Consider the following 11784-nt stretch of genomic DNA (forward strand, 5'->3'; position numbering starts at 1 on the left):
GCCGTGGCGGCGGAGCCCCCCGCTGCGGCCCGCCAGGTGCGGGCACCGCCGCTGCGCGACCTCGAAGGCCCCTATCCGCGCGTGACGTGGCCATCCGCCGCCCCGGCCGCTGCCGAGGGCGCCGCCCGCATCGACGGGGCGCCGCGTTATGCGGGCGCGGTGCTGGACGCGCGGCAGGAGGGAGAGGGGTGGGAGTTGCTGGACCTGCGGCTGCGCGACCTCGCCTGCCGCGGCGAACGCTGGCGGGAGCTGAAGCTCAAGTTCGGCGTCTCCGGTGCCAACGTGGTCCTGGAATTCCGCCGCGCGCCGGCCTGGCCGCGGGCCTTCGAGGCCTGGCCCGGCACCGAGAAGGACGCATACGGCGACAAGTTCGTGCTTGTGCTGGAGGGGGACGAACTGCGCGGGCTGGACCGCGTGGCGCCGGGGCGGGACAGCACGCTGCTGGCCGCGCTGGCGGCCATCATGCCGCGCGTGGTCGCCGAACTGCTGGCGGAGGGGGAGTCCGACCGCTGCGCCCGGGCGGCCGCCCGGTTGGCGGGCCTGCCGCTCGCGGAAGCCTGGAGCCGATAGCCTGCGGCCGGAACCAGCCGTAGGCGTGAAGGTGCTCGCCCACACAGTGCGAAGGCGGTTTCCGCCCCTGTGGACACCGCTCTCGTGCGCCGATCCTGAACCCTCTCCGATCGCGCGGGTGCAAGCGCAACGGCGGTGAATGGCGGCGAGGATGTCGTCGGCGGGTCGGGGATCGGCTTTCGCGACCGTGGCCTTGCCCATCGCGGCCATCCACCGAACACTCGGATGATCGCAGGGAACTCGCGATCAGGGCACCACGACGCGCCGCGGCGCCAGCAGCGCCAGCCCGCCATCGGGCGCCGGCGCCAGGGCGTGGATCCAGGCATGGCCCTCGGTGCCCGGCGGCGCGCTCATCACGGGCGACGGAGCTGAGACGATCCGTAGCGCGCCGCTGCGCCCCATCCAGTCGTAGTGGCGGTGCCCATGCAGCACCAGGATGCGCGGCGCGACGCGGCGGAGCCGGCGCAGCACCCAATGGCCGTTCACCAGCGCGGTGCCGATGCGGTCCGCGAGCGGCGCGCCGGGGCGTGGATACTCGATCAGGTGGTGGTGCAGCGCCACCAGCCAGCGCGCCGCGGGGTATTCGGCCATCGCCGCCTCCGCCGCGCGCAGTTGCGCCATGCCCACCAGGCCGAGCGCATTGGTGAACGAGAAATGCGTCTCCGCATTGGAATCGAGCAGCACCACGCCGAGCCCGTCCGGCGCGGGCGGCGGGACGACCATGGGGAAGGCCTCGTCCCACCTTTCGCGCGCGGCCATGCCGGCGCGCAGGCCGCCTTCGTCCATGAAGCGCGCGAGCGCCGCGCCGCGCCCGGCTTCGGCCAGCCAGGCATCGAGCGTCGGGCCGACGCGCCGGGCGCGTCGGTCCACCACGTGCACGCGCTTCCCCTGAAGCCGCGCCATCGCGCTCAGCATGCGCATCCGCCGCAGCGCGCCGCCGGGTGCGACAGGCAGTTCGAGCCGCGCCGGATTGGCGCGGTCCACGATGTTCACGTCGTGGTTCCCGGGGATGATCAGCATGCGCTCGCGCAGGGCGGGATGGGCGGAGACCGCGTCCTCGAAGGCGATGTATTCCGCGTTGCGTCCGGCATCGGTGATGTCGCCGGTGATCAGCACCCAATCGAGGCGCTGCCTTGCGTCCTCGTCCTCCAGCACGTCCAGCGTGCGGGCCAGCCTGTCGTTGCCGCGCGGCCCGTCGCGGCCGCATTCCAGGCGGAAGCCGTGCGGGTCGCCGACGACATGGATGTCGGACAGATGCGCGATGCGCCAGGTCGCGGGGCCATCCGGCGCGCCGCCGTCCAGGTCCCGCGGCGTGCCGGCGACGGCCTCGGCGATGCTCCAGGCCGGCGCGCCGAACATCAGGTAGACGGCGACGGCCCACACGCCGTTGCGCAGCGAATCCTGCGCGGCGCGCAGCAGGCCCGCCGGGCTGGTGTCCTCCACGATCACCACCGGCAGCGGGCCCACGGACACGACGACGATGGCCGCGAGGCATGCGAGCAGCAGCCCCGCCACCGGCCCCGCGATCCGCCGCGCGCGGGCGAAGCCGCCCGGCGCGAACCGTTCCGTCAGCAGGGCCACGGCTTCCCGCACGGCCATGTAGAGCGGCTGCACGAGCGCCGCGTTCAGCGACCAGAAGTTCCGTTCCGTGGCGCGGAACAGCGCCCCGCCCCAGCGCCAGGCCACGACGCCGAGGATAGCGAGGAAGGCCAGCACCGAGGCCACCCGGCCGGCCTCCGACACCTGGTTCCACACCGTCCCGGCGAACCACAGCGCGGCCTTGGGCGCGCCGCCGATCAGCACCGCCGGCACGACCAGCAGCAGGATCGCCGCGAGCGCCAGCTTCGGCAGGCTGATCTCGAGCAGGATGTACGAGGCATGGCCGAGCAGGGAATGGTGCGAGGTGCTCGAGGCATCATCCTCGAGGTCCCCGTCACGCGGGTCGGCGAAAGACATGTCGGCGGGATTCCCGTGCGGCGGCGCCACCATTCTAGGCGCGGCCGGCGCAGGCCGCCATGCGGCCCCGGCCGGCCGCCGGCGCCGCCCGCCGGGACGGCAGCGCGTTCGCATGCGCGCGGGCTGCCCCGTTCCTCGGCCCGGACATGCGCCCCGTTCGCCCTCGCATGCGCGCGGACTGCCCGTTGTCGGCGTAGAGGAACGTCCCGACATCGCCCGCCCTCATAAACGCGCGCAGACTGCCCGCTCGAAACAACGCAGGCTGCGACAAAGGCCGAACGTTCGCCCTCGCATGCGCGCGCGGACTGCCCGGCCTTGCGGACGTCGGCGAGCGGCGGCGGGTCCTCTCATGCCTGCCGGACAGGCAAGGCGGCGCTCGTCGGCTTGCCGGCACGATCCGTGGAACCGCGCAGACGGCTTCATGGCCCCGTAATTGCTCCGCGCTTCCTGTCGTCTATCCCGGGCGCGACGCGGTTTCCGCACGCACGCGCGGCGCGTAGTACGGCCCGGCAGCAACGGAGACACGGAGCAGTGCGGGTGAGACGGTTCGGATGCGGCGCAGCCCCCACGCCTGGAGGGCAGGCGTGAAGGGTTGGCCGGAATGGTTGCGCCTGCTGCTCGGCGGCGCCGCCGGCGGGCTGGGCGGCGCCGCCTTCGCGGCGCTGCACCTGCCGCTGCCCTGGCTGATCGGCTCCCTCGTCGCGGTGGCGGCGGTGCGTCTCCTCGGCCTGCCGGCGGAGGGCCATCCGCGGCTGCGCAATGCCTTCCTCGGCATCATCGGCATCGCGCTCGGCGCCTATTTCACGCCGACCACGGCGGCGCTGCTCATGGCCAAGGCGCCGCTGCTGCTGCTCGCGGCCTTCGTGACGCTCGCGATCGGCGCGGCGCTGGCGCCCCTGCTCGCGAAACGCGGCAAGGTGGACATGGCGACGGCCTGGTTCGCCTCCATCCCGGGCGGCGTCGCGGACATGGCGATGCTGGCGGAATCCTATGGCGGGCGGCCGGCGCCGGTGGCGCTGGCGCAATTGCTGCGCGTCTGTTCGGTGGTGGTGCTGGTGCCGAACCTGTTTGCGCTGGCCGGGCTGAAGGGGGAGGTGCCGCAGGCCTCCGCCGTGCTGCCCTTCCTGCCGGGCGTGCTGGCGCTGCAGTTCGCCGGGGGCCTTGCCGCGGGTGCGCTGCTGGTGCGGATCGGCGTGCGCGCGGGCTGGATGCTCGGGCCGCTGGCGGTGACGGCGGGGCTGACCGCCTCGGGCTTCGCGCTGTCCGGCATACCGCAATGGCTTTCGGCGCTGGCGCAGGTGGTGCTGGGCGTGAGCCTCGGCGCGGGCTTCGGGCGGGAGAGCATCCGCCCCCTGCGCCGCTTCCTGCCGCATGCGGTGGCACAGGTGCTGCAATTGATGGCGGTCTGCGCGGTCGCGGGCGGGCTGTTCGCTTGGGCCTTCGGGGAACCGCCCGGCGCGGTGCTGCTCGGCACCGCGCCGGGCGGGGTGGCGGAAATGAGCCTCACGGGCAAGGTGCTGGGCATGGACGTGGCGCTGATCGTCACGCTGCACGTGACGCGCATCTTCCTCGTCACCGTGCTCACGCCGCCCGCATTCCGGCTGCTGCACCGGCGCGGCGGGGACGGGACCTGAGCCCGGCCGGGACCCGCGACCACATGCGGGCGCCGTGGTAGGAGCATGGCCCGACGCAGGCGGCCCCAGACTCACTCCGCCGGGAGAGACGACGCATGACGCTGATGATGGCGCTGGAACGCCTGGAGTTCCCGCCGATCGGCCGCGTCTTCGACGACATGTCGCTGCTGACCCTGCGCTCGCTCGTCTTCGAGCCGCTCTGCCGCTGGCAGGATGGCCGGGTGCTGCCGGGGCTGCTCGGTGCCTGGCGCGTCGACGAGGACGGGCTCTGCTGGACCTTCGCCATACGGCTCGGCGCCACCTTCCACGACGGCAAGGCCTGCACGGCGGAGGACGTGGCCGAGGCCATCACCGCCCATCTCTCCGGCAACGACATGTTCGGCATGCCCTCGGCCTATGCGCGCTACTTCGCGGGCGCGCGCATCACGCCGGAAGGGCCGGGAATGCTGTCCATCTCCACGCCGCAGCCGATGGGCGACCTGCCGGAGATCCTCGCCGAGTTCTTCGTCATGCGCGCAACGCCGGAGGGGGGCGCCACCATCGGCACCGGTCCCTATCGCGTGGTGGATCTCGCGCCGAACTCCCATGCCGTGCTCGAGGCGGTGGACCCCGGCCGCACGCCGGCGCGCATCGGCCTGGTCGCCGAGGCCGATGCCGACGGACGCCACCGCATGCTCGCCGAAGGCATGGTCGAGGTCGCGGCGAATCTCGAACGCATGCGCGACCCGCACACGCATGCCGCGGGGCTGAATTGGGTCGCTGCGGCGAACACGCTCTCGGTCATGTTCTACCTGGATTGCCGGCAGGGGCTCTTCGCCGATGCGGCGGCGCGGCGGGCGGTCAACCTCGCGGTGGATGCGCAGGCGATCGTGCGGGACCTGTTCCACGGCATGGGCGCGCCCGCGTCCACCATCGTCAGCCCCTTCCACCTCGGCCATCGGGAGGCGGCGCTCGAGCCGATCCGCCATGACCCGGCCGCAGCCCGTGCGCTGTTCGCCAAGGCCGCGGCGGGGAGCGAGCTGCTGATCCGCACCCCGCTGCACACGCCCGAGCGCGCACCGGAGATTTCCGCCATGGTCGCGCGGGACCTCGCCCGCGCGGGCATTCCGGCACGCGTCCAGGCCGAGCCGGACCGACCAGACTACGCCCGCCAGGTGGGTCGCGGGCAGATCGGCGACATGGCGATCTTCGATTCCTCGCCGCACTCCACCTTCCGCGTCCTGCAGGACAAGATCTCCTCCCGAACGCGCGGGCCGTGGTGGCAAGGCCATGACGACCCGGTGCTGGAACCGATGATCGAGCAGGCCGCGCGCACCCTGGACGACGGCGCCCGCGCAGCCGCCTATGGCCGGTGCCTGCGCCGGCTGCAGGAGAACCCGCCATGGCTCTACCTCTTCCATCCGGTCGTCGCGCTCGCCGCGCGGCCCGGCACGGTGCCGCTGGGGCTCGACCACCGTGGCGTGGTGTCGATCGGCGGCTGACGCGGATGCTTGCGCGGGGTGCGGGCGGCGCTGGAGCGGTCTCCGTTCGCCTCGGCTCACGGGCACCGCTCCAGGCCTTTGTTTCCGCGAGCATCTTCACCCGATCAGGCGATTCCACGTGATCGGGATCTGCTCTATCCAACCGGATGGGCGGCGGCGGCCGGATCATGCCGTGCCGCGCGCGGCCGGAGGGTTGGCGGCATGAACGATCTCGGCAGTGCCTTCGCGGCGGCGGTCGGCCTGGTCTCCGGCGGCGATCCCGCGCTGCTCGGCATCGTGCTGCTGTCGTTGCGGGTGAGCCTCGGCGCGCTGGCGGTCGCGGCGCTCATCGGCCTGCCGCTCGGCGCATTGCTGGCGGTGGCGCGCTTCCCGGGGCGCGGCGCGGTGATCGTGGTGCTGAACGCGCTGATGGGGCTGCCGCCGGTGCTCTGCGGGCTGCTGGTCTATCTGCTGCTGTCGCGCGCGGGGCCACTCGGGCCGCTCGGGCTGTTGTTCACGCCGGCGGCCATGGTCATCGCCCAGGCGGTGCTGATCGCGCCCATCGTCGCCGCGCTGGCGCGCCAGGTGCTCGAAGGGATGTGGGAGGAATACGCGGAGCAGATGCGCTCGCTGCGCGTCTCAACCGCGCGCGCGGTGCCGACGCTGCTGTGGGACGGGCGCTTCGCGCTGATGACGGTGCTGCTCGCGGGCTTCGGCCGGGCGGCGGCGGAGGTCGGCGCGGTGATGATCGTCGGCGGCAACATCGAAGGCTACACGCGCGTGATGACGACCGCGATCGCACTGGAGACGTCGAAGGGCGACCTGCCGCTGGCGCTGGCACTGGGGATGGTGCTGATGGCGATCGTGGTGACGGTGAACGCGCTGGCGCAGGGGTTGCGGGACGCGGCGGCGCGGTGGGCGGGGTAGGGCGGGGGAAGGAGAACCTTCCCCCCGCACCCCCATCCCTTTTCTTTGTCCTTTGGCGCCGGCCGCCGCCGTCAGTTCCCGGGAGCCAAAGAAGGTTGGGGGGTTCGGGGGGAAGTTCCCTTCCCCCCGACCTTCACGACGTAGGTTCCGGCCGCTGCGCATTCGGGAAGAACAGCTGCTCCCCGTTGATCCGGTAGGATGCGATCGCCTCCTGCCCTGCCGGCGAGACGATCCAGTCGATGAAACGCTGTCCGTCGGCGGCCTTCACATGCGGGTGCCGCTGCGGGTTCACGAGCATCACGCCGTACTGGTTGAACAGCCGCGCATCGCCCTCGACGAGAATCTTCAGCTCCTGGCGGTTGCGGAAGGACAGCCAGGTTCCGCGGTCGGCCAGGATGTAGGCGTTCTGCGCGGCGGAGGTATTGAGCGCCGGCCCCATGCCCTGCCCGATCTCGCGGTACCATTGCCCGCGGCCGCTGGCGGGGTCGATGCCGGCCTGCTGCCACAGGCGCAGTTCCGCCGCATGGGTGCCGCTGCGGTCGCCGCGGGAGACGAAGGGCGCGCCGGCATTCGCGATGCGGCGCAGCGCCTCCGGCGTGTCGCGCAGCCCGGCGATGCGCGCCGGGTCGGCGGTGGGGCCGACGATGACGAAGTCGTTGTACATCACGTGGCGGCGCGGTCCGGCGAAGCCTTCGCGCACGAAGCGTTCCTCGGCCGCGCGGTCGTGCACGAAGACCACGTCCGCATCGCCGCGCCGGCCGACATCGAGCGCCTGGCCGGTGCCCAGCGCCACGACGCGCACGGTGATGCCGGTCTCGCGCGTGAAGATCGGCAGGATGTGGCCAAACAGGCCTGACTGCTCGGTGGAAGTGGTGGATGCGACGGTGATCGTGCGCTCCTGCGCCACCGCGGGCAGGGCGAGCGCGGCGAGGGCGCCGAGCGCGAGGATCGTTCTGCGGAACATGCGAGTCTCCCGGATGGTCAGTGCGGCAGCAGCTCGCCACGCAGGAAGGCCGCGGCCTCGGCGGTGGCCGGACCGGCGAAGAAGGCCGCGGCCGGCGTGTGCTCGCGCAGTCGGCCGGCGTGCAGGAAGGCGACGTCGCCCGCGAGCCGCCGCGCCTGGCCGAGGTCGTGCGTCGTCATCACGATCTTGGTGCCGCCGGCGGCAAGCGCGGCGACGATCTCCTCCACCGCGCGCGTGGCGCCGGGGTCGAGGCTCGCGCAGGGTTCGTCGAGGAACAGCACCTCCGGCCGCATCGCCGCGGCGCGGGCGAGGGCAAGGCGCTGCTGCTCCCCGCCCGAGAGGCGCCGCGCCGGCCGGTCCGCCAGCACCGAGAGACCCACGAGGTCGAGCGCATGCGACGCCCGCGCCTCGCGCTCCTTCGCCGGCAGCCCGGCGAGGCGCAACGGATAGAGTACGTTGGCGAGGGCCGAGCGCCGCAGCAGCACCGGGCGCTGGAACACCATGGCCTGGCGGCGCGCGGCGTCGCCATTGCGTCCAGCCCAGGTGATCTCGCCTTCGGTGGGCGCCAGCAGCCCGTGCAGCAGGCGCAGCAGCACGGACTTCCCCGCGCCGTTCGGTCCGATGATGATGGTGGGTGCGCCGGGGGCGATGGTCAGCGCGACATCCGAGAGGATCCGCAGCGCGCCGACGGCAAAGCCGATGCCGGAGGCTTCCAGCGGCAGGACGGTGTCGGGCGCGCGCATCAGGCGCCTCGCGCTGCCGCGCGCGCCGGGCCGAAGCCGCTGCCTGCCATGCCGTGCCGTTCCAAGCGTCTCTCCTCCCAGCCCTTGATAGGTGTGGTCGGCAGCGAGTGGCGTCAACGCAGCCGATGCTTGACCCGGCCGCAACGCCTGCCATGAATTGCCGGATGTTGCCGGATGTCCTGACCCTGAAGGAGGCCGCCGCCTGGCTGCGGCTATCCGAGCGCGCGCTCTACGACCTCGCCCGGTCCCGCCAGGTGCCGGCTGCGCTGCTGGGCGGGAAATGGGTGTTCCCGCGCGGGTTGCTGGAACGCTGGCTCGCCGCGCGCGCCGGCGGGGGTGACGCGCCGCACCGCGTGGCGCCGCCGCCGGTGCTGGCGGGCAGCCACGATCCGCTGCTCGACTGGGCGGTGCGGCAGTCGGGCTGCGGCCTCGCCTTGCGTGCGGGAGGCAGCATCGAAGGGCTTGAGGTGCTGGCGGCGGGACAGGCGGTGGCGGCGGCGGTGCATCTGCTCGATGCGGACAGTGGCGCCTGGAACGCGCCCGCGGCGCGGGAGGTGCTGGGCGCGGGCGGCCATGTCGGCATCACCTGGGCGTGGCGCGACCAGGGGCTGCTCGTGGCGCCGGGCAATCCGCTGGGCCTCGCGGCAGTGACGGATCTCGCGGGGCCGGGGCTGCGGGTGGTCGGGCGGCAGAACCGCGCCGGCAGCCATGTTCTGCTCGTCCACCTGCTGAACGAGGCCGGGCTGCGGCTCGACCAGATCGACTTCCTGCCCGAACCGGCGATGGCCGAGGACGAGGTCGCCGCCGCCGTCGCGGAAGGCCGCGCCGAAGCCGGCTTCGGCATTCGCGCCGAGGCGCTGGCGCGGGGCATCGACTTCGTGCCGCTGGTGCGCGAACGCTTCGACCTCGTGATGCCCCGGCGCGAGTATTTCGAACCGCCGATGCAGGCGCTACTCGCCTTCGCACGCGGCGCCGCCTTCGCCGCGCGGGCCGCGCGCATGGGCGGCTACGATGTGGGCGGGACCGGACGCGTGGCCTTCAACGGCTGAGCCTTGCCGGCCCGGCGCCACGCGCGCAGGCTCCGCTCAACGGAGGAGAACGCCATGGCCGACCTGACGATCCGCGAGGTGCGGACGACCCTGCTGCGCATGCCCTGGCAGGACGACCCGTGGCTCGCGGGCCACGCGCTCGGCCCGACGCGCGACCTGGTGGTGGTGGAGGTCGTCACGGAATCCGGCCTGGTCGGCATGGGCTACCTGCACCTTCTGTACCTGCCGCTGCAGCGCTCGATCGCCGCCTGCATCCAGGACGCCATGGCGCCGCGCATCATCGGCCGCGATGCCTCGGCGATAGAGGCGATCTGGCGCGACCTCTGGCGCGCGACGCTGACCGGCGGGCGCGGCGGCGTCACGATGATGGCGCAGTCGGCCATCGACATCGCGCTGTGGGACGTGGTGGGCAAGGCGGCGGGGCTGCCGCTGCACCGGCTCTGGGGCCACTTCCGATCCGAGATCCCGATCTATGGCAGCGGCTGCTTCCGCGGCGCGCGCGGCGACGGGATGATCGCCAAGGCGAAGCACTACGTCGCGCAGGGCTACAAGGCGATCAAGATGCAGGTGGCGCATGTCGGCGACCTGCGCACGGACCTCGACAACGTCCGCCGCATGCGGGACGCGGTGGGGCCCGACATCGACATCATGATCGACGTGAACATGGGCTGGTCGGCCGATGTCGCGATCACGATGGGCCGCAAGTTCGAGGAGTTCGACATCTACTGGCTCGAGGAGCCGGTGCTTGCCGACGACTACGCCGGCTACCTGCGCTGCGCCGGGGCGCTCGACATGCGCGTGGTGGGCGGGGAGACGCATTTCGGCCGCGCCGACCTGAAGCCCTTCCTCGAGAATCCGCGCCTGCCGATCCTGCAGCCGGACCCGATGCGCGGCGGGCTGACGGAACTGCGCAAGATCGCGCAGGTCGCCGACACCTGGGGCATGACCATCGCGCCGCACCTCTTTCCAGAATTGAACGTGCATCTGCTCGCCAGCATCCCGAACGGGATCTGGGCAGAGCAGATGGGCCTGCTCGACGACGTCTTCGTGAGCCTGCCGAAGATCGCGAACGGCATGATCACCGCGCCGGAGACGCCAGGCCACGGCCTCGTCTTCAAGCCGGAGGTGATGAAGGACTTCGCGCTGGCATAGGTCTTCCGCCCCTGGACGGGCATGGAGTCCGCGCCCGATCATGCGCTTCCGACAAGCCGGAGCCCAACCGATGCGCCTGATCGCCGAACCCCTGACCGCCGAAGCCTTCGCGCCGTTCGGGGAAGTCCTCGCCGCGCCGGATGCGCCGGGGCGCGTCCATATCGAGGGCGCGCTCGCGAACCGGCGGCCGCATGCGAAGCCGACCCTGTACTTCACCTGCAAGGCGCCTTCGGCGCTGCCGCTCACGTCCACCACGATGGAGCGGCACCTGCATTCCTCGCAGTCCTTCGTGCCGATGGATGCGGGGCAATGGCTCGTCATCGTCGCGCCGCATGCCGAGCGCGGCGGACCGGACATGGCGCGTGCGCGGGCCTTCCTCGCGCGCCCGGACCAGGGCGTCACCTACGGTGCCGATGTCTGGCACCACCCCTTGACCGTGATCGACCGCCCGGCGCGGTTCGCCACCTTCATGTGGAAGGATGGCACGCCCGCGGATGACGAGTTCTTCGAGGTCGCGCCCTTCGAGGTTCACCTGCCCTGAAGGGAAGAAACGAGGGCCCGGTCGCGCAATTCGGCGACTTGTCTTGCGAAGTCTTCTCACTTAACTGCTATTGCACGATCCAACATTCGGTCATGAAGGAGAGCGGATTGCAGACCGCGACCGCCGCCGAGCCGGGAGAGAGCGCGGCGCTTGCCGCCGCAATGGAGGAACACGCCGCTGCAGCGGCGGCGATGCTCCGCCTGCTGGCCAGCGAGCGCCGGCTGATGGTGCTCTGCACCCTGATCGCCGAGGGCGAGGCTCCCGTCGGCCGGCTCGCGGAGCGCGCGGGGCTGTCGCAGCCGGCCATGTCGCAGCATCTCGCCAAGCTGCGGGAGGAAGGGCTGGTCGCCACCCGGCGCGCCGGCACCACGATCCACTACCGCATCGCCGATCCGCGCGTGGCGAAGATCATGGCCACGCTGCACGACATCTACTGCGCGCCCGGGAACTGAGTGCGCCGGAGGGAGGCGCCGCTCCCTCCTGGAGACTTCAGCCGACGGCCTGCGCCCGGCGCGCCGTGACGGGCACCATCAGGTAGCGCACCCCGTTGCTCTCCGCCGGGGGAAACCGCCCGGCGCGGATGTTCACCTGGATCGAGGGCAGCAACAGCAGCGGCGCCGCCAGGGTGGCGTCGCGCTTGGTGCGGAACTCGACGAACTGGTCCTCCGTCACGCCGTCCTTGACGTGCGGGTTGTGCGCGCGCTGCTCGGCGACGCTCGACTGCCAGGCGAAGACATCCCGCCCCGGCGCCTTGTAGTCGTGGCACATCCACAGCCGCGTCTGCGGCG

11 protein-coding genes and 1 pseudogene are annotated in these 11784 nt (G+C 72.4%); 8 read left to right on the top strand and 4 right to left on the bottom strand.

From position 1 onward, the window contains the following. Positions 1-570, top strand: a 570-nt coding sequence (locus GXW76_RS22970; RefSeq protein WP_211864474.1) for a hypothetical protein, incomplete at its 5' end; no start/stop codon positions are given. A 246-nt stretch (positions 571-816) separates the two neighbouring features. Here GXW76_RS22970 and GXW76_RS22975 read toward each other — a convergent pair. Further along, positions 817-2526, bottom strand: coding sequence for a metallophosphoesterase family protein (locus tag GXW76_RS22975; protein WP_211864475.1), 1710 nt, complete (start codon positions 2524-2526; stop codon positions 817-819). Positions 2527-3110: 584 nt separating this feature from the next. On the opposite strand from GXW76_RS22975, the gene GXW76_RS22980 reads away from it, so the two are divergent. From GXW76_RS22980 to GXW76_RS22990, 3 genes are all read left to right on the top strand, one after another. Beyond that, the gene (locus GXW76_RS22980; RefSeq protein WP_211864476.1) at positions 3111-4160 is read left to right on the top strand and encodes an AbrB family transcriptional regulator; all 1050 of its coding nucleotides are present in this window, start codon (positions 3111-3113) and stop codon (positions 4158-4160) included. 95 nt (positions 4161-4255) lie between these two features. After that, positions 4256-5641: an ABC transporter substrate-binding protein gene (locus GXW76_RS22985; RefSeq protein ID WP_211864477.1), complete on the top strand. Its 1386-nt coding sequence runs from the start codon at positions 4256-4258 to the stop codon at positions 5639-5641. Between the two features lie 201 nt (positions 5642-5842). Continuing rightward, a complete protein-coding gene (locus tag GXW76_RS22990) occupies positions 5843-6547 on the top strand; it encodes an ABC transporter permease (RefSeq protein ID WP_211864478.1) in 705 nt (234 codons plus the stop codon). Positions 6548-6680: 133 nt separating this feature from the next. On the opposite strand, the gene GXW76_RS22995 is transcribed toward GXW76_RS22990, so the two are convergent. Then, positions 6681-7511 (bottom strand): substrate-binding domain-containing protein, encoded by an 831-nt coding sequence (locus tag GXW76_RS22995; protein ID WP_211864479.1) that lies wholly within the window; start codon positions 7509-7511, stop codon positions 6681-6683. Between the two features lie 17 nt (positions 7512-7528). Then, positions 7529-8254 carry an ATP-binding cassette domain-containing protein gene (locus GXW76_RS23000; RefSeq protein WP_211864480.1) on the bottom strand — a complete coding sequence of 242 codons (726 nt, stop codon included), beginning with the start codon at positions 8252-8254 and terminating at the stop codon, positions 7529-7531. 164 nt (positions 8255-8418) lie between these two features. Here GXW76_RS23000 and GXW76_RS23005 point away from each other — a divergent pair, with 164 nt between their 5' ends. The 4 genes from GXW76_RS23005 (at position 8419) to GXW76_RS23020 (ending at position 11448) form a co-directional block, all read left to right on the top strand. Next, positions 8419-9303 (top strand): helix-turn-helix transcriptional regulator, encoded by an 885-nt coding sequence (locus tag GXW76_RS23005; protein ID WP_211864481.1) that lies wholly within the window; start codon positions 8419-8421, stop codon positions 9301-9303. A 54-nt stretch (positions 9304-9357) separates the two neighbouring features. After that, entirely contained in the window at positions 9358-10455 is a 1098-nt protein-coding gene (locus tag GXW76_RS23010) for a mandelate racemase/muconate lactonizing enzyme family protein (protein ID WP_211864482.1), read from the top strand. A 70-nt stretch (positions 10456-10525) separates the two neighbouring features. Then, the gene (locus GXW76_RS23015; protein ID WP_211864483.1) at positions 10526-10996 is read left to right on the top strand and encodes an ureidoglycolate lyase; all 471 of its coding nucleotides are present in this window, start codon (positions 10526-10528) and stop codon (positions 10994-10996) included. A gap of 107 nt (positions 10997-11103) precedes the next feature. Then, positions 11104-11448, top strand: coding sequence for an ArsR/SmtB family transcription factor (locus tag GXW76_RS23020; protein ID WP_246514642.1), 345 nt, complete (start codon positions 11104-11106; stop codon positions 11446-11448). Positions 11449-11485: 37 nt separating this feature from the next. On the opposite strand, the pseudogene GXW76_RS23025 reads toward GXW76_RS23020, so the two are convergent. Next, positions 11486-11784: pseudogene (locus GXW76_RS23025) on the bottom strand (MBL fold metallo-hydrolase); the annotation flags it as partial.

Source organism: Neoroseomonas soli (assembly GCF_018129065.1).
Lineage (GTDB): Bacteria > Pseudomonadota > Alphaproteobacteria > Acetobacterales > Acetobacteraceae > Neoroseomonas > Neoroseomonas soli.

Coding starts and splice junctions, on each gene's coding strand:
- GXW76_RS22975 (WP_211864475.1), bottom strand. CDS start 2,526: ATGTCTTTCGCCGACCCGCGTGACGGGGACCTCGAGGATGATGCCTCG.
- GXW76_RS22985 (WP_211864477.1), top strand. CDS start 4,256: ATGACGCTGATGATGGCGCTGGAACGCCTGGAGTTCCCGCCGATCGGC.
- GXW76_RS22990 (WP_211864478.1), top strand. CDS start 5,843: ATGAACGATCTCGGCAGTGCCTTCGCGGCGGCGGTCGGCCTGGTCTCC.
- GXW76_RS22995 (WP_211864479.1), bottom strand. CDS start 7,511: ATGTTCCGCAGAACGATCCTCGCGCTCGGCGCCCTCGCCGCGCTCGCC.
- GXW76_RS23000 (WP_211864480.1), bottom strand. CDS start 8,254: ATGCGCGCGCCCGACACCGTCCTGCCGCTGGAAGCCTCCGGCATCGGC.
- GXW76_RS23005 (WP_211864481.1), top strand. CDS start 8,419: ATGTTGCCGGATGTCCTGACCCTGAAGGAGGCCGCCGCCTGGCTGCGG.
- GXW76_RS23010 (WP_211864482.1), top strand. CDS start 9,358: ATGGCCGACCTGACGATCCGCGAGGTGCGGACGACCCTGCTGCGCATG.
- GXW76_RS23015 (WP_211864483.1), top strand. CDS start 10,526: ATGCGCCTGATCGCCGAACCCCTGACCGCCGAAGCCTTCGCGCCGTTC.